The 18,035-nt window shown below is 48.8% G+C and carries 16 protein-coding genes and 1 other annotated feature; all 16 genes read left to right on the forward strand.

Translation table 11 applies throughout. The annotated features are described in order from the left end of the window. The first annotated feature begins 2 nt into the window (after nucleotides 1-2). The 16 genes from MCG98_RS09160 to trpB all read left to right on the forward strand — a co-directional run bounded on the left by MCG98_RS09160 (nucleotide 3) and on the right by trpB (nucleotide 18,031). Complete coding sequence (locus MCG98_RS09160) at nucleotides 3-1,067, forward strand: sugar ABC transporter substrate-binding protein (protein WP_240301697.1); 1,065 nt, start codon at nucleotides 3-5, stop codon at nucleotides 1,065-1,067. 119 nt (nucleotides 1,068-1,186) lie between these two features. Then, nucleotides 1,187-2,140, forward strand: a complete 954-nt coding sequence (locus MCG98_RS09165; protein ID WP_240301698.1) for an ABC transporter permease — start codon at nucleotides 1,187-1,189, stop codon at nucleotides 2,138-2,140. Nucleotides 2,141-2,157: 17 nt separating this feature from the next. Beyond that, the gene (locus tag MCG98_RS09170; protein WP_240301699.1) at nucleotides 2,158-3,144 is read left to right on the forward strand and encodes an ABC transporter permease; all 987 of its coding nucleotides are present in this window, start codon (nucleotides 2,158-2,160) and stop codon (nucleotides 3,142-3,144) included. Between the two features lie 112 nt (nucleotides 3,145-3,256). Continuing rightward, nucleotides 3,257-4,774 carry a sugar ABC transporter ATP-binding protein gene (locus MCG98_RS09175; protein WP_240301700.1) on the forward strand — a complete coding sequence of 506 codons (1,518 nt, stop codon included), beginning with the start codon at nucleotides 3,257-3,259 and terminating at the stop codon, nucleotides 4,772-4,774. Nucleotides 4,775-4,791: 17 nt separating this feature from the next. Continuing rightward, nucleotides 4,792-5,799, forward strand: a complete 1,008-nt coding sequence (locus MCG98_RS09180) for a Gfo/Idh/MocA family oxidoreductase (protein WP_240301701.1) — start codon at nucleotides 4,792-4,794, stop codon at nucleotides 5,797-5,799. Between the two features lie 24 nt (nucleotides 5,800-5,823). Next, nucleotides 5,824-6,843 carry an alcohol dehydrogenase catalytic domain-containing protein gene (locus MCG98_RS09185; RefSeq protein ID WP_240301702.1) on the forward strand — a complete coding sequence of 340 codons (1,020 nt, stop codon included), beginning with the start codon at nucleotides 5,824-5,826 and terminating at the stop codon, nucleotides 6,841-6,843. A gap of 22 nt (nucleotides 6,844-6,865) precedes the next feature. After that, nucleotides 6,866-7,999 carry a Gfo/Idh/MocA family oxidoreductase gene (locus MCG98_RS09190; protein WP_240301703.1) on the forward strand — a complete coding sequence of 378 codons (1,134 nt, stop codon included), beginning with the start codon at nucleotides 6,866-6,868 and terminating at the stop codon, nucleotides 7,997-7,999. 21 nt (nucleotides 8,000-8,020) lie between these two features. After that, on the forward strand, nucleotides 8,021-9,163 hold the full coding sequence (locus MCG98_RS09195; protein WP_240301704.1) for a Gfo/Idh/MocA family oxidoreductase: 1,143 nt from the start codon (nucleotides 8,021-8,023) through the stop codon (nucleotides 9,161-9,163). Between the two features lie 148 nt (nucleotides 9,164-9,311). After that, nucleotides 9,312-10,943 carry an ATP-binding cassette domain-containing protein gene (locus MCG98_RS09200; RefSeq protein ID WP_240301705.1) on the forward strand — a complete coding sequence of 544 codons (1,632 nt, stop codon included), beginning with the start codon at nucleotides 9,312-9,314 and terminating at the stop codon, nucleotides 10,941-10,943. Between the two features lie 19 nt (nucleotides 10,944-10,962). Next, nucleotides 10,963-11,874 carry a sugar phosphate nucleotidyltransferase gene (locus MCG98_RS09205; protein WP_240301706.1) on the forward strand — a complete coding sequence of 304 codons (912 nt, stop codon included), beginning with the start codon at nucleotides 10,963-10,965 and terminating at the stop codon, nucleotides 11,872-11,874. A gap of 165 nt (nucleotides 11,875-12,039) precedes the next feature. After that, nucleotides 12,040-13,059: an alcohol dehydrogenase catalytic domain-containing protein gene (locus MCG98_RS09210; RefSeq protein ID WP_240301707.1), complete on the forward strand. Its 1,020-nt coding sequence runs from the start codon at nucleotides 12,040-12,042 to the stop codon at nucleotides 13,057-13,059. Nucleotides 13,060-13,121: 62 nt separating this feature from the next. Continuing rightward, nucleotides 13,122-13,383, forward strand: a binding site (T-box leader). Between the two features lie 90 nt (nucleotides 13,384-13,473). Next, on the forward strand, nucleotides 13,474-14,883 hold the full coding sequence (gene trpE, locus MCG98_RS09215; RefSeq protein WP_240301708.1) for an anthranilate synthase component I: 1,410 nt from the start codon (nucleotides 13,474-13,476) through the stop codon (nucleotides 14,881-14,883). Next, nucleotides 14,880-15,449, forward strand: a complete 570-nt coding sequence (locus MCG98_RS09220) for an aminodeoxychorismate/anthranilate synthase component II (RefSeq protein WP_240301709.1) — start codon at nucleotides 14,880-14,882, stop codon at nucleotides 15,447-15,449. Before trpE ends, MCG98_RS09220 begins: the two co-directional genes overlap by 4 nt. After that, complete coding sequence (trpC, locus tag MCG98_RS09225) at nucleotides 15,449-16,246, forward strand: indole-3-glycerol phosphate synthase TrpC (RefSeq protein ID WP_240301710.1); 798 nt, start codon at nucleotides 15,449-15,451, stop codon at nucleotides 16,244-16,246. The genes MCG98_RS09220 and trpC overlap by 1 nt, the downstream gene beginning before the upstream one ends. Further along, entirely contained in the window at nucleotides 16,243-16,857 is a 615-nt protein-coding gene (locus tag MCG98_RS09230) for a phosphoribosylanthranilate isomerase (protein ID WP_240301711.1), read from the forward strand. Before trpC ends, MCG98_RS09230 begins: the two co-directional genes overlap by 4 nt. Further along, entirely contained in the window at nucleotides 16,850-18,031 is a 1,182-nt protein-coding gene (gene trpB / locus MCG98_RS09235) for a tryptophan synthase subunit beta (protein ID WP_240301712.1), read from the forward strand. Before MCG98_RS09230 ends, trpB begins: the two co-directional genes overlap by 8 nt. Nucleotides 18,032-18,035: the final 4 nt, after the last annotated feature.

Consider the following 18,035-nt stretch of genomic DNA (forward strand, 5'->3'; position numbering starts at 1 on the left):
AAATGAAAAAGATGTTGGCGGTTTTATTGGCGGGGGCTATGGCGGTTGGACTGATGGCGTGTACCACACAGCAGAGTTCACCGGCAGGTGACAGCGGCTTGGGGGATTCCGGAAACAGTGCGGAAGCACCGGCAGACAAGGCGGCGTCTGACAATGCAGGGGAGAAATCCGGTGACGCCGGAAGCTCCAAAGGTACGATTGTATTCAGTACGAAGACGATCACCAACAATGAATTCCAGCGGGTTATGGCGGAAGAGGCACAGAAAGCCGTGGAGGCGGCAGGCTATCATTTTGAACTGATCCTCTCAGGGGACGAGCTTGCGGTTGCCAAACAGGTGGAGAATATTGAGAATGCGATCAATAAAAATGTTGATGGACTGATCGTGGCACCGATGGACGGAAGTGCAGTGATTCCGGCATTAGAGAAAGCTAAGGCCGCCGGGATTCCTGTCATTATCGCGGATGCGGCAATCGATGAAGGGCATGAGGATCTGTATGCTACTTACGTTGGATCCGACAACTATAAGATCGGTCAGGAAGCAGCAAAGCAGATGATCGATAAAATAGGTGAAGGTGAGGTCGTGATGGTGCGAGGTGCATCCGGTGCGATGGGAGGAGAACTCCGTGCACAGGGATTCACAGACGGCCTGGATGGAAGTCCGGTAACTCTGGTTAATGAGCAGAGCGGCGAATGGCAGAGTGATGTGGCTATGCAGGTAACAGAAAACATGCTGACTGCCAACCCGGATACAAAAGGCATATTCCTGTGCTCGGACGGTATGCTCTCAGGCGTGATCAGCGCATATCAGAACAAAGGGAAAACAGGGGATGATGTCTGCGTGATCTCTGTAGACGGCAATATCTCTGCCCTTGATGCAATCGAAGCGGGTACCTGCTACGGCGTTGTAGCGCAGTATCCGGGCGTGATCGGACAAAAATCTGCGGAAACTCTGCTCAGTATCCTGAGCGGGGAGACGGATCCGGAATCTCTTGATAAATTTATTGATTCAGGATACTTCTTTATGAATCCTGATAATATTGAAGAGTCCAGAGAGATCGCTTATTAAAGCATTGGATTGTGTGAGCACATTGTGAGGAACAATCCGTGGTATCGTATTTCGAGCCATAGCCTCTATGGCTCGAACGTTTTAAAAGGCATTGAATCAGAAAAGGCAGGAGGCTCACCGTGAAAAAAGTAAGGTTTAAGAAAAAGTATATTTTTATCCTGGTTGTGGTGGCGGCGTTTATTATTGCAGGAAGTTTTATCCCTAACTATTTTACCTTCAATAATATTATGAATGTGACGCGGCAGAGCTCGACCATTGCAATCTGTGCACTGGCAATGACACTGGTATTGATCATCAAGGGAATTGACCTGGGAACGGGAGGCGTGATGGCATTCTGCGCCATGATCAGCGGCATGCTCATGCTTTCGGGCTTTCCTGTTCTGCTGGCGATCCTGATCGGAATGGCTGTCGGTCTGGTAATCGGTGTGCTGAACGGGCTGCTGGTTTCAAAGATAAAAATACCGGCATTTATCGCCACATATGTAACAGGCCAGATCACTCTGGGGATGGCACTCGTGATCGGACAGGGGCGTTCCATCAGCGGTATGCCGGCCTCCTATCAGGCGATCGGAAATACTCTGATACTGGGGATACCGGTAAACACCTATATTATGCTTGTCTTCCTCGGCGTAACAACAGTCATCCTCAAAAACACCAGAATGGGAAAACATATTTATGCGCTGGGCGGCAATGAGACGACGCTGAAGATGGAAGGCGTCAATGTGGATAAAGTAAAGGTTTTTTCGTTTGCGCTTTGCGGCCTGTATGCCGCGCTTGCGGGCATTCTGCTGAGTGCGCAGATGAATACCGTGCACCCCACACAGGGGTCCACCTATCAGCTGGATGCGGTTGCCGCGTCGGTGATCGGTGGAGTCAGTATGCTGGGCGGTGAGGGAAAAGCCTGGATGTCGGTGCTGGGGGCTCTGATCATTGGTTTTCTCAGAAATGCGCTGGATATGCTGGGAATCCATCCTTATTTCCAGAACCTGGCGATCGGTGCAGCGATCATCATCGTTGTCGGAATCAGTGTCTATAACCGTAACAAAGAACTTGAAGCAGCAAAGGTATTTTAAACAGGAGGTGACATCATATGACCGATACAGCTGGTGGTGCAAATGCTGCACCCGAAAAAAACAAAATAATCAGAGAGTTTGTGAAAAACAGAGGGAATGTGATCATCTTCCTGTTCATATGGCTGGCAGGCATGATCTTTGTAAAGAATTTTGCAAATCTGGACAACAATCTGAATATCGTGACACAGTCGGCCATTCCGGCAATCTCCTGTCTCGGTATGACGTTTGTACTGATGACGGGGGGGATCGACCTTTCTGTAGGGTATACTCTGGGATTCTGCAGTTACATGTTCGGCATGTTTGCGATCAAGATGCAGCTTCCGGTTATTGTGGCTCTTATACTGACTCTGATCATCGGTGGCATATGCGGACTGGTTAATGGATTGCTTGTTCAGATTGTAAAGATTCCTGCATTTATCGTGACATTGGGAACTGGATATATTATTTTTGGTATTGCACAGATCATCAGCAACGGCAGTGCGATCACTAATCTGCCGGAAAATGTACTGGCGATTGCCAGGGCAAAATTTCTGGGTATTTCCAGCATGGTCTACATCGCGGCTGCAGTAGTATTAATATGCTGGTTTGTGCTTCATAAATCTACATATGGACGGACTCTGATGTCCGTCGGACTCAATATTAAGGCAAGCCGGCTGAGCGGTATTAAGGCAGGATATGTGACGGTAATGGCTTATGTAACATGCGGAGTCTGTTCCGCACTTGCGGCGGTGCTTATGGCGACCAGGGTCAACAACTGTGTTCCGACGCTGGGAGGAACAGAGTTTACATTTCAGGTGATAACGGCGGCGATTCTGGGAGGAGCAAGTCTGTTCGGGGGAGTGGGAAGCGCCTGGGGCTCTGTACTCGGTGTGATGACCATCTATATTGTTGAAAACTGCCTGGGTCTGCTGGGAGTCAACTACTATATGTATACGGCGATCTTAAGTATTATTATCCTTGCAGCAATTGTTTTTGAAAATCTGAAAAACCGGATTCTGCAGTAGGAACCTGAATTAAGCCGCAGCGAGTGCGGTACAGGAGGTAAGGTTGAAAGAAAACTTTCACCCATCCCTGAATTAAGCCGCAGCGAGTGCGGCACAGGAGGTAAGGTAATAAATGGGAAAAACAATTTTGAAGATGGAGGGCATCACGAAATATATCTTCGATGAATATGGAAAAGCGATCCGGAATACATCTGTCAAAATTCTGGAGGATGTAGATTTTGACCTGCAGGAAGGCGAGGTGCATGTGATCGTTGGAGAAAATGGTGCCGGGAAGTCGACTCTGATGAAAGTGATCGGAGGCATCATTCCTCCAGATGAGGGCACTGTAATGCTGAACGATGAAAAGTATGAAGTGAGGGGCCCGAAAGAGGCACGGGAAAAGGGAGTTGCATTTATCCATCAGGAGTTAAATCTCTGTCTGAATCTGGATATAGCACATAACATTTTTCTGGGCAGAGAACCCGTAAAAAACGGTCTCGTTGACCATCAGACGATTTACCAAAAGAGCAGAGAGTACCTGGATTTCTTCGGATACGAAGACATTGATCCCAGGACCATGATCCGTGATCTGTCCACGGCGCGTCAGCAGGTGGTGGAGATCGTCAAGGCGATGTCTTATAAGTCGAAGATTATTATCATGGATGAGCCGACAGCCAGTCTTACCCAGAAAGAGATCGACCATCTGTTTAAATTGATCAGGCAGATGAAGAGAGATGGGATCAGCATCATCTATATCTCACATCGCTTTGACGAACTGAGGGAGATCGGGGACCGTATCACGGTGCTGCGAGACGGGAAGTCTGTTAAGACGCTCTCCATGGATGATTTTGACTATGATAATATTGTAAAACTGATGGTTGGCCGTACGATCGGAAATATGTTTGACTGTACTCATCAGGTCACGGATCAGGAAGTCCTGAGGCTGGAAGGTGTAAAAATTTCACCAAATACCAAACCAGTGGATCTGGTCGTAAACCGGGGGGAGATCGTAGGTCTTGGAGGTCTGGTGGGATCGGGCAGAAGCGAACTGGCCAGGAGTGTATTTGGCGACCGCCCGGTCTTTGGCGGCCGTGTGATCTATAAGGGCAAAGATTATACGAATGCTTCACCGTCTAAATCAATTGAGATGGGGATGGCTTATCTGTCGGAGGACCGGAAAATTGACGGGCTGATCACAGACAAAAATATTAAGGAAAACATCACACTTGCATCACTGCCGCAGCTGTTTAAAAATCATGTCATCAATGTGAAGATGGAAAAAGAGATAGCAGCAGCCGGAATCAAGGAACTGAATGTCATATGCCGCAGTATGGATCAGCTTGTGAGCACACTCAGCGGCGGAAACCAGCAGAAAGTATTGTTTTCCAAGTGGCTGACCAGTAAACCGGATCTTCTGATGCTGGATGAACCGACCAGGGGGATCGATGTCAATGCGAAAGCGGAGATCTATCAGATCATTGATAATATAGCCAGGCAGGGTGTGGCAATCCTGATGATTTCATCGGAGCTGCCGGAACTAATTGGAATGAGTGACAGAATCTACGTTATGAGAAAAGGCTGCGTTTCCTTGGAGATCACGCAGAAAGAGATGATGACGCAGGAGAGAATCCTGGCAAATACACTGGGATAGAAAAAGGAGATGGTACGATGCTCAGAGTTGGAGTGATAGGGACCGGCGGAATCGGCCGGGCGCATGTGGAGCGGATTGCAACCTGCATCCCGGATGCAAAGGTGGTTGCCGTTAATGATATTTCTGATGAGTCGGCGTTTGCGGTGGCACAGCTGTATGGGGTCCGCTGTGAGAAGGATCCACATGCACTGATCAACGCGCAGGATGTGGATGCCGTTATCGTAACGACATGGGACAGGACACACGAAGAATTTGTGGTGTCTGCGATCAGGGCAGGAAAACACGTATTCTGTGAGAAGCCGCTGTCAAATACATCACAGGGCTGTAAAAATATTATGGATGCAGAAATTGCAGGCGGGAAAAAGCTGCTGATGGTAGGTTTTATGAGGAGATATGACAAAGGCTACCGGCAGATGAAAGCAGCCATTGAGGACAGAGAACTTGGAGAACCACTGCTTGTCCATGCACAGCACCGCAATGCTGCGCCTACCGGTGAGAAACATACCACTGAAATGTCGGTAAACGGCGCGCTGGTACACGAATTTGACATTACAAGATGGCTGGTGAATGATGAGTACGAGACAGCACAGCTGATCTGTCCGAAGAGTACGAAACATGCGGATGAGGATCTGGTCGATCCGCAGATGGTGATTTTGAAAACAAGATCCGGAATCCATATTGATCTGGAAATCTATATGAACTGCCGCTACGGATATGATATTCAGTGTGAGGTGGTCGGTGAGGAGGGGACTGTACGGTTGCCGGATCCGGCAAACGCCATTTTCCGAAAAAACGGCGGGCGCACTTATGAGATCTGTTCCGGCTGGGCAAAACGCTTCGAGGAAGCATATGAGACGGAGATGAAGGAATGGGTTAGCTGTGTGTTAAAGGATGATTTAAGCGGCTGTCCGACTGCATGGGATGGTTATGTTACGGCTATTGTTGCCGAAGCGTGCACAAAGGCCCGGCTGACTGACAGCGTTGTAAAGATTGATATGATCGAGAAACCGGATTTCTATAACTAAAAAAGACAAAGGGGAGAACAGGTGATGAAAGCTGCAGTTTTTAAAGGCAATGGAATCTTGTCCGTGGAGGAGGTACAGACTCCTGAGATCAGATATCCCAACGAGGTTCTGGTGAGAGTGAAGGCGGCAAGCATCTGCGGGAGTGATCTGCATATTTTGAGTGTACCTCCCGGTCAGCGGGGCGATCCGGGCACAGTCATGGGACATGAGTTTGTGGCGGAAATTGTGGAAATCGGTGAAGCGGTTATACAGTTTGATGTGGGAATGCGTGTCGTGATCGAACCAAATATCCGCTGCGGTATCTGCCCGGAATGCAGGAGCGGGAGAGAGAATCTCTGCAGGAATGCCCAGAATATGGGGCAGTGGAAGAATGGCGGATTTGCTGAATACTGTGTGGCCCCGCAAAGTCAGCTGCATAGGGTGCCGGAAGGTATTTCAGACCGGGTGGCGGCACTTGCCGAACCGCTTGCGTGTGTGATGAACGGCATGATGCGGGCTAATCCGATGCCACATGAAAAGGTGATGGTATTTGGTGCCGGTGCGATCGGGCTGATTTTTATTAAACTGCTGAAATGCTTTGGTGTCATGAATGTCGCAGTCTGTGAAATGGATGAGAACCGACAGAGGGAAGCGATAAAGTGTGGGGCGGATCATGTGTTGAATCCGGCTGAGATTTCCCTGTGCGACTGGATGGTGGAAACATGGGGGGAGTACTGTGACCTGGCGGTCGACGCTGTGGGCGCCGGTGCGGTGCTGGAACAGGCAGTGGACGTCATGAAATGCGGTGGAAGGATTCTTATCTTCGGCCAGAATATGACGCAGAAATCTACCATACGGCCGGGTGATATCAATCAGAAGGAACTGACGGTCTGTGCGACTTTGAGTACGAAAAACAGTTTTCCGCCGGCACTTGAGATGATGAAGCATCCGGCGTTGAGACTGGAGGACATCATTTCGCATGAGATACGTCTGGCAGATATCGAAAAAGGGATTGACATGATGAGAAGCAAAGAGGCGACGAAAATCATTGTCTATCCGGAATGAAGGAGAGAAAAGGAGGTGGAAAATGAAGCTTAGATACGGACTGATCGGGGGAGGGAACGGAGGATTTATCGGCGGGGTGCACAGAAGAGCGGCAGACTTTGATTTTGCCTGCGAACTGAGTGCCGGATGTTTTTCCAGAAAACAGGAAGCCAATCGGCAGACGGGCGCCCTGTGGGGGGTGACGCCGGAGCGGACGTATTCATCTTTCCAGGAGATGGCGGAGGCAGAAGGAAATCGAGAGGACGGTGTGGATTTTATATCCATCGCGACGCCGAACGTTACCCATTATGAGATTGCAAGGACATTTCTGGAACATGGCATTCATGTGATCTGTGATAAACCTGTGGCGCTGGACAGCGTACAGGCGGAGGAACTCTGCAGTCTGGCGGAAGAACGGGGACTGCTGTTCGGTGTCTGCTATACGTATGCAAACTATGCCATCCTGCAGGAGGCAAGGAGAATGATCCGGGAGGGTATGCTGGGAGAACTCTTCAGTATTGTTGCAGAATATCCCCAGGACTGGATCCTGACGCCGGATGACACGGATGTGATGAGTGACTGGCTGATGGACCCGGAAAAAACAGGGAAAGCGGGATGTACGGCACATATCGGCACACACCTGGAATATCTGATGCGGTATGTGACGGGCGCGAAGCCGCGCAGGATACTGGCACGCTTTCAGACGTATCCGAGAAATCTTCCGCTGGAGACGGAGTCACAGGTGATGATCGACTATGAAAATCAGATTCAGGGGCTGATGTGGGCATCGATCGCGGCGGCAGGGAACGACTGCGGAATCGCACTGCGGGTGTTTGGCAGCAGAGGGTCTCTGGAGTGGAGCCATTTGAATCCGAGCCGTTTGATTTACCACCCTCTGAACCAGCCGTCGCAGACGTTGGTCTGCGGAAGGAATTATCTGGGAGAAGAGGCGGGAAGACTTGCCAGGCTTCCGGCAGGACATCCGGAGGGATTCTACGAGGCGTTTGCAAATATTTTCCAAAACTTCTGCGGAGATTTGAAGTTGTTAAAGGAAGGCAGAAGACCGGAGGAACTGCATTTTCCGACGATCGAAGACGGATTGCTCAGCATGAGGTTTATCGAGGCATGTGTTAAGAGCAATGAAAACAACAACGCGTGGGTAGACCTTGAACGGTAAGAGGAGGAAAAGGGGTGTGCAATGAAACTGAAATTCGGAATAATCGGCGGCGGGAACGGAGCCTTTATCGGTGACGTGCACCGTCACGGCGCCGAGTTTGATGATCTGGCCGAATTGAAGGCTGGCTGTTTCACCAGAAACGAGAGTGAAAACAGAAAATGCGGGCAAAAATGGGGCGTCAGCCGGGACAGGATTTATCCGGATTACCTGACGATGGCGGAGGAAGAGAGCAGACGGGAAGACCGGATTGATTTCGTCACGATTGCGACGCCGAACAATACACATTATGCGATTGCAAAATGTTTTCTGGAACATGGATTCCATGTGATGTGCGACAAGCCACTTGCGATGAGTTCGCAGGAGGGACAGGAATTAAAGCGTCTGGCGCGGGAAAAGAATCTTCAGTTTGGCGTGACGTTCACCTATGGGTATTATACGATCATCGAACAGGCGAGACAGATGATAGCAAATGGTGAGATCGGTGATGTGAAACTGATCATGGCGGAGTATCCGCAGGACTGGCTGGCTGTGGCGCTCGCCGGCGAAGATTCCGACCAGGCGATGTGGCGGACGGATCCGAAAATCTCCGGCATCTCGGGCGCCACAGCGGACATCGGTTCACATCTGGAATATGCGGTGTATAAAATGACCGGGCTGAAGATTCAAAAAGTGCTTGCACGGCTGAACAAGATACCGGAGACGATGCAGATTGACAACGATTCGCAGATTATGCTGGAGTATGAAAACGGTGTAAAAGGATTCTTCTGGACGTCGCAGATAGCAATCGGGCGTGAGTGTGCAGTGCTGATAAGGATTTACGGAGATAAAGGATCAATCGAATGGAATCATGATATGCCCTCCACACTACGGGTGACGAAGCTGGATGAACCGCCGCAGCTGTACACGACACAAAGGAGCTTTCTGTATGACTCGGCGCAGGCACAATCCAGAATCTGCGCGGGCGTGATCGAAGGTTATTATGAGGCGTTTGCAAATATGTATCGCGGGTACTGCCAGACATTGATCGCCAGATACAATGGTGAAAAACCAGATCCGCGATATACATATGCTGATGTGAAAGACGGTGTGGAGGGACTTCGGTTTGTAGAGGCGTGTGTTGAGAGTGATCGGAAGGGAAATATCTGGGTAGAAATTGACCGGTAACAGCACCGGCATATAAAATCAGGACCCACCCAAATAAAAATATAAGCAAAGCAGGTTGCCTAAATGCTTGACAACCTGTTTTTGCTGTGTCAGAATACATTCATTGGAAAAAATTTAGTCAGTTTAGAAAAATGAGGTAAATACGAACATGATAGCAGCAAGTAATGTAACTCTTAGAATAGGAAAGAAAGCGCTTTTTGAAGATGTGAATATCAAATTCACAGAAGGCAATTGTTATGGGCTGATTGGAGCCAACGGTGCCGGAAAATCGACATTTTTGAAGATTCTTTCCGGTCAGCTGGAGACGACAAAGGGGGATATCACCATCACGCCGGGACAGCGTCTCTCTTTCCTGCAGCAGGATCATTTTAAATACGATGCCTATCCGGTACTGGATACCGTCATTATGGGAAATGCCCGTCTGTATGAAATCATGAAAGAAAAAGAAGCGATCTACGCCAAAGAGGATTTTACGGACGAGGACGGAATCCGTGCAAGCGAGCTGGAAGGTGAGTTTGCGGAGATGGACGGCTGGGAGGCTGAATCCGACGCGGCTCAGCTGCTGAATGGGCTTGGCATTGAGACAGAATTGCATGATTCGATGATGTCAGACCTGACGGGAAGCCAGAAAGTCAAGGTACTGCTTGCACAGGCATTATTTGGAAATCCAGATATCCTTCTGCTCGATGAGCCGACGAACCATCTGGATCTGGATGCTATCGCATGGCTGGAGGAGTTCCTGATCAATTTTAACAATACGGTTATCGTGGTCTCCCATGACCGTTATTTCCTGAATAAGGTCTGCACACATACGGCAGACATTGACTATGGCAAGATCCAGCTGTATGCCGGAAATTATGATTTCTGGTTCGAGTCCAGCCAGCTGCTGGTAAAACAGATGAAGGAGGCCAACAAAAAGAAGGAAGAGAAGATCAAGGAGCTGCAGGAATTTATCTCCAGGTTCTCTGCAAACGCATCCAAGTCAAAACAGGCGACTTCACGTAAACGTGCGCTGGAAAAAATTCAGCTGGATGATATCCGTCCGTCCAGCCGTAAATACCCGTATATTGATTTCCGCCCGAACCGTGAGATCGGAAATGAGGTTCTGATGGTGGAAGGACTGTCAAAAACGCTCGACGGAGAGAAGATACTGGATAATATCACTTTTACTCTGGGGCGCAATGATAAAGTGGCATTTGTCGGCGGCAATGAGCTGGCCAAGACAACACTGTTTCGCATACTGATGGGAGAAATCGAGCCGGATGAGGGGACGTACAAATGGGGTGTTACCACCAGTCAGGCGTATTTTCCGAAAGACAGCACACAGGAATTTGACAATGATCTGACGATCGCAGACTGGCTGACACAGTATTCGGAGATCAAGGATGCAACGTATGTGCGCGGCTTTCTCGGACGTATGCTGTTCGCGGGCGAAGACGGGGTGAAAAAAGTTAAGGTTCTGTCCGGAGGAGAGAAAGTCAGATGCCTGCTTTCCAAGATGATGATCTCAGGCTCCAATGTACTGATTTTGGATGAACCGACGAACCATCTGGATATGGAGGCAATCACGGCACTGAATAACGGGCTGATCAAGTTCCCGGGAGTTATCCTTTTTGCATCACATGACCATCAGTTTGTGGAGACAACGGCAAACCGTATCATGGAGATTGTACCGGGTGGCGTTCTGATCGACAAGATTACGACTTACGATGAATATCTTGCAAGTGACGAGATGGCTAGAAAACGTCAGATTTACACGATGCAGGAAGAGGATAATTGAATTTTCGGAGGATGGACGTATGAAGAAACCGGTACTGGTAATTATGGCAGCCGGAATGGGCAGCCGATATGGCGGGCTGAAACAGATTGATCCGGTCGATGACCGGGGACATATCATTATGGATTTTTCGATTCACGATGCGAGAAAAGCCGGATTTGAAAAAGTAATTTTTATTATTAAAAAAGAGAATGAAACAGATTTCAGGGAGACGATCGGTGACCGTGTGGCAAAGAAAATGAAAGTGGCATACGTTTATCAGGAGCTGACGAATCTCCCGGACGGAATACAGGTTCCCAAAGGACGCGTGAAACCCTGGGGAACCGGACACGCGGTTTTGAGCGCTGCAAATGAGATCAACGGGCCGTTTGCTGTGATCAATGCTGATGATTATTACGGAAGCAAGGCGTTCTCCATGATTTATAAATATCTGACGACGCATGATGACAACGGGACATACCGGTATGCCATGGTCGGTTACCATCTGGAGAATACTCTGACTGAAAACGGGCATGTGGCACGCGGCGTATGTGAGACCGACGAGAGCGGATTTCTTACCGGCATACAGGAACGGACCAGGATTGAAAAACACGGCGACGGTGCGGCATATACGGAGGATGACGGGGAGACCTGGACAGAACTTGCGAATGATGCGACAGTATCCATGAACCTCTGGGGATTTACAGAGAGTTTTCTGATTGAACTGCGCAGGCGTTTTCCAAAATTTCTGGAAAACACATTGAAAGAAAATCCCATGAAAGGAGAATATTTTCTCCCTTCCGTAGTAGGTGAGCTTCTGAAAGAAAGGGCTGCGACCGTTCAGGTACTGAAATCACCGGATAAATGGTACGGGGTCACTTATAAAGAAGACAAGCCTGTTGTTGTGGAGGCGATCCGAAAGCTTGAGGCGAGCGGACTTTATGATGGTATTTAGGTACCGGATGGGCTATAGAGAACGGAAATAGAACTGGCAGACGGCCGGAATCGGAAAATATCTGATTCCAGCCGTCCCTTTTTTAAGTCCGGTATTGTACACGAAATCAAAAGAAAAATAAGTTGTTTCGTGCTACAATATAAAGAAAACGGGAGGAAGTGTGACATGAAAACAATGCGTGCAGCAGTATTTAAAGGAAATGGAATCCTCAGCGTAGAGGATATCCCTGTCCCTGTGATAAAATATCCGACACAGGTCCTTGTGAAAATCAAGGCGGCGAGCATCTGCGGCAGTGATCTCCATGGACTTATGGTGCCTCCGGCTCAATATCTGCCGGTGGGGATCGTGATGGGCCATGAATTCTTCGGTGAGATTATTGAATGCGGTGAGAATGCGGGTGGATTTGTCACCGGAGATCTTGTCGTGGTCAATCCCGCCATACCGTGCGGAACGTGTTTTGCATGTACACACGGACATAAAGGAATCTGTGACCATAACACGCATTACGGACAGACATGTGACGGAGGGTTTGCAGAATATCTTGTAGTGGAGAGCAGCCAGCTTTATAAAGTACCTGACGGGATTACGGCGGATGCCGCGGCCCAGACAGAACCGCTGGCCTGTATCATGGGCGGTATCACGAAACTGCAGCCGAAGCCAGATGAACATATTCTGCTGTACGGAGCCGGACCGATTGGACTGATGTATATTAAGGTTTTGGCGGCTCTTGGCATCAGACATATTGCGGTATGTGCAAAGGGAGAAAGACGAATACAGGAGGCCAGGCATTTTGGGGCTGAAATCGTGATAGATTCGCAAAAGGGAGGCATACTGGAAATCCTGATGAAGAGATGGGGACAGAAGCCGGATGCCGTGATCGATGCTGTCGGTGCAGGAACCATATTTCCAGAGGCGGTGGAGATGATCAACAGCGGTGGCCGCATTCTTTTGTTTGGATTTAACAAGTCGGCCAGATCAAAGATCGCGCCGGCAGATTTCTGTGTGAAAGAAATACAGGTTGTGGGATCCAGAAGCAAAGATTTTCCGGCGGCACTTTCATTGCTGTCAGAGGGGAGACTTGACCTGGATGAGCTGGTGAGCCACAGACTGCCGCTTTCGGAGATCAATGAAGGGATAGCGCTGATGCGCAGCAGGGAAGCTTCGAGGGTGATCGTCTATCCGTAATGATTTACAAAAGATCTATTGACAGTATTACAGTAAAGTGCTAAACTAAGACAAATTAGAAGATAAAATCAAGGAACAAAGAGAGTACAGACAACAGAAGCATTGCAGAGAGCCGGTAATGGTGGAAGCCGGCATGGGGAAATGTCTGGAATGGGTTTGGGAGATGCAAGGTGAATTACAGTAGCTGACGCCGTGTCCTCACGTTACAGGGGAAGGATATCGAAGGGGACTTCCGTATCTGAGTCAGAGGAGAGTCTTTGCCGGAAGGCAAAGGATTCTTGAATTAGGGTGGTACCACGCGTATTTGCATATGTCGTCCCTGGCTTTTGCCAGGGGCGTTTTTTGTTATATATACAGAGGACATCTCACGACAACACCCCCGGACCGAATGTTAAGAGCAGGAGGAAATAAAGAATGAAACGAGTATTGAGAGCGTACAGAAAAACAGTCAGTATCGTAAATGAATCCAGTGTCGCATTGTTTGAGGGACTTTCAGCAGGGAAAAAGGCATTTTTACTCGAAAGTTATGACAAAAATTATGACAGGTATACATTTATAGGAGTGGACCCGGAAGAAATCATCCGTTCAGACAAGGACGGCATTGTCATCGAATACAGGGACGGAAGCACAAGCGCACAGCAGGGAAATCCACTTGAACTGCTGAAGGCATATTATGATCAGTTTCAGGTCACGAAAGATGATGGGGAACTGTCATTTACCGGAGGACTTGTGGGGGCACTGGGATACGACTTTGTGAGATATTCAGAAGAACTGCCGGACGAAAATCCGGATGAGATCGGGATTGAGACCGTACAGTTCATGGTGACTACGAAATATATTGTGATCGACCATGTGGCGGAGACTCTGACAGGAGTCTGCCTGAGGGAGGACACTGCGCAGGGACGCACGGAAGGAGAACGGGAAGCCGAGAATCTCGTGGCGGATGCAAGAGCGAAGATGAAAGAGGTGCCGTGCACGTATGATCACAGCGGGGTACTGGAGAAAAAATCGGATTCACGAAAGCAGTATGCTGAAAAAGTAGAAAAGATCAAAGAGTACATTCGTGAAGGACATATTTTTCAGACGGTACTTTCGCAGCGTTGGACGATTGAGACGAAGCGGAGCGGACTGGATCTGTATAAAGAACTGCGGATCCTGAACCCGTCACCGTATCTTTATTACTTTAATTTTGGCGAATTTGAGATAATCGGAAGTTCACCGGAGATGCTTGTAAAGCAGACGGATAATAAAGTGTATACCTGTCCGATCGCCGGCACGCGTCCGAGAGGAAAGGATGAGGCTGAGGATGAGCGACTGAAAGAAAATCTGCTTGCAGACGAGAAGGAAAAGGCAGAGCATGTGATGCTTGTGGATCTGGCCAGAAATGATATGGGACGGATCGCGCAGTTCGGGACTGTCAGGGTGACACAGTTTATGGAGGTTCAGAACTATTCGCATGTAATGCATATGGTTTCGCTGGTTGAAGGGAAGAAAAACGGAGAATACCATCCGCTTGATCTGGCGTCGTCGTTCCTTCCGGCAGGTACTTTGAGCGGCGCACCTAAGATTCGTGCGATGGAGATCATCGATGAGCTGGAGAATTCCAGGCGCGGCCTTTATGGCGGTGCTGTCGGTTACATTGATTTTAACGGGAATATGGATTTCTGTATCACGATCCGGACGATGATAAAAAAAGGGAAAAAAGTCTATCTTCAGGCAGGGGCAGGAATCGTAGCAGATTCTGTTCCGGAATCGGAGTATACGGAATGCTGCAACAAGGTGATGGCACTTGCGAAGACATTGGTAAAGGAGGAACACCTATGATACTATTGATTGATAATTATGACTCATTTACGTATAATCTTTATCAGTATATGGGAATCTTCGCACCGGATATTAAAGTTGTAAGAAATGATAAAATTACACTGCAGGAAATTGCATCTATGGATCCGGAAAAAATCGTGCTTTCGCCCGGTCCCAAGAACCCAAAAGAGGCAGGAATCTGTATGGATGTAGTCAGAGAGTATACGGGGAAAAAACCGATACTCGGCATCTGCCTGGGGCATCAGTGCATTGGCGAGGCGCTCGGAGGGACGGTCTCTTACGCTAAAAATCTGTTCCATGGAAAACAGTCACTGATCACACATGATGCGAGCAGTATCTTTACCGGAATCAATTCACCGATTAAAGTGGCACGTTATCACTCACTTGCAGTACTGGGGGAAAATCTTCCGGACTGTCTGAAGGTACTGGCTGCAGCAGATGATGGGGAGATCATGGCGATGAAACACAGAGAACATGCTGTGGTGGGCCTGCAGTTCCACCCGGAATCAATTTACACAGAACATGGAAAACGACTGATTGAAAATTTTGTGAATGGGGTGATCTGATGATACTGGATGAAATTGTTGAGGCGAAACGGCTACGGCTTAAACAACAAAAGAGGAAAACAGATGAGGATACGATGCGGCAGATGGCGCATAAGCTGGTGGAAGAGGGAGAGCGAAAGGAACATCTCTTTTATCAGGCCCTTGCCAGGCCGGGACTTTCTATTATCGGTGAGTTCAAGAAGGCTTCGCCAAGTATGGGGGTTATCGACAGTAAGATCGACCTGCTGGACAGAATCGATCAGTATAATGATGCGATGGATGCGATCTCCTGCCTGACTGAGGAGGATTATTTTCACGGCAGTGCAGAAATCTTCCGGAAAGTCAGATCGATGAGTGAATTGCCGATGATACGGAAAGACTTTATCATTGAACCGTATCAGATATATGAGGCAAAGGTCATCGGTGCGGACGCAGTGCTGCTGATCGCTGCAATTCTGGATGATGATATGATGAAAGAACTGTATAAACTTGCTGAAAGCCTCGCCCTTGATGTTCTGCTGGAAGTTCATGATGAACATGAAATGCAGAGGGCTTTAAATCTCGGAACAAGAGTGATAGGCGTTAATAACAGAAACCTGAAGGACTTTACCATCCGGCTGGAGACGACAAAACGTCTGTCAGATATGGTACCTCAGGACCGGATTTTTGTTTCAGAGAGCGGCGTGTCGAAAGAGGCGGATATTCTGTATCTGAAGGACTGTCAGGTGGACGCACTGCTGATCGGGCGGGCTTTTATGGAGTCCGGGCATCCGAAAGAGCTGGGAAGAAGATGGAAGGAGTTGTTTGCTGATACATGAATATACCGGAAATTAAAATATGCGGACTGACTACGATGAGAGATGTGAGGCTGGTATTGAAATACAAGGTGGATTATGCCGGTGTCGTGATGTTTTGTGATAAGAGCAGGAGAAATAATACACTGGAAAACGCCTGGAAACTGGCGGCTGCCCTCGGCAGTCAGATTCAGAAGGTTGCGGTCTGTGACTCTCCGACCAGAGAGCAGGTGCAGATGATCGAGCACATGGGGTATGATATCCTCCAGGTGCACGGGGAGCTGAACCGGGAAGTGCTGAGCACAACAAGGCTGCCTGTATTTCGGGCTTATAATGTTCACAACCCGGATGAGGTGCAGCCGGAGCACAGCGATAAGATCATTGGCTATGTGCTGGATGGGGCGGTGGCCGGCAGCGGTGAGAAGTTTGAATGGAATGAGATGAAGAACTTTGACAGAGGCGGGAAAAAACTGATGCTTGCAGGAGGACTGACTGCTGATAATGTCAGGGAGGGGATCATAGCGATGGATCCGGACATTGTGGATGTCAGTTCTTACGTAGAACGAAAAAACGGAGAAGGAAAAGACGAAGATAAAATCAGGAATTTTGTGGAAAGGGTGCGGAAGAATGGATAAGTATTACGGACAGTACGGAGGACAGTTTGTATCTGAGACGCTGATGAATACACTTGCAGAGCTTGAACACGCGTTTGAGGAGGCGATCAGTGATCCGAAATTTTTGAAAGAGTATGAGTATTATCTGAAAGAGTATGTGGGAAGAGAAACGCCGCTGTATTTTGCACAGCGCCTGACGGAAAAATACGGGCCTAAAATATATCTGAAACGGGAGGACCTGAATCATACGGGAGCACATAAGATCAACAATGTGATCGGGCAGATACTGCTCGCCAGACGTATGGGAAAGAAAAAGGTGATTGCTGAGACGGGAGCGGGTCAGCACGGCGTGGCAACTGCCACCGGTGCGGCGCTGTTCGGCATGGAGTGTACGGTTTATATGGGAGCGGAGGATATCGAGCGCCAGAAACTGAATGTCCTTCGCATGGAAATGCTCGGAGCCAAAGTAGTCAGTGTGACCTCCGGGAGCAATACGCTCAAGGATGCTACGAATGAGGCAATCCGCAGCTGGGCAAAGAGGGCTGAGGATACTTTTTACGTGATCGGATCAGCGGTTGGACCGCATCCGTATCCCCGGATGGTGAAAACATTTCAGAGTGTTATCAGCCGGGAAGCAAAGCGGCAGTTTCTGGAAAGAGAAGGGAAGCTTCCGAATATGGTTATGGCATGTGTCGGAGGCGGCTCCAATTCCATCGGAATGTTTGCAGAATTTCTCAAAGATCAGGATGTGAAACTGATCGGGGTGGAAGCAGCGGGACTCGGCATTGAGACGGGCAGGCACGCGAGTGCGATGGCGCTTGGAAAGCCCGGGACACTGCATGGAATGCTGTCATATCTTCTTCAGGATGAGAATGGTAACGTGCAGCTGGCACATTCCATTTCTGCCGGTCTTGATTACCCGGGTGTCGGTCCTGAGCATGCATATCTGAAAGATACGAAAAGAGTGGAATATGTGTCCGTGACTGATCAGGAGGCGATGGATGCGCTGATGGAGCTGTGCAGGCTGGAAGGAATTATTCCGGCGATCGAGAGTGCACATGCGCTTGCCCATGTATTCAAAGTTTCAAAAAACATGTCGAAGGATGAGAGCATCATCGTGTGTCTGTCCGGGCGCGGAGACAAGGATGTGCATACAATTTCGGATTATCTGGAAGGCAAAGAGTATTTATACTAAGGAG

This window comes from Ruminococcus sp. OA3 (assembly GCF_022440845.1).
In the GTDB taxonomy this organism is placed as follows: domain Bacteria; phylum Bacillota; class Clostridia; order Lachnospirales; family Lachnospiraceae; genus Ruminococcus_G.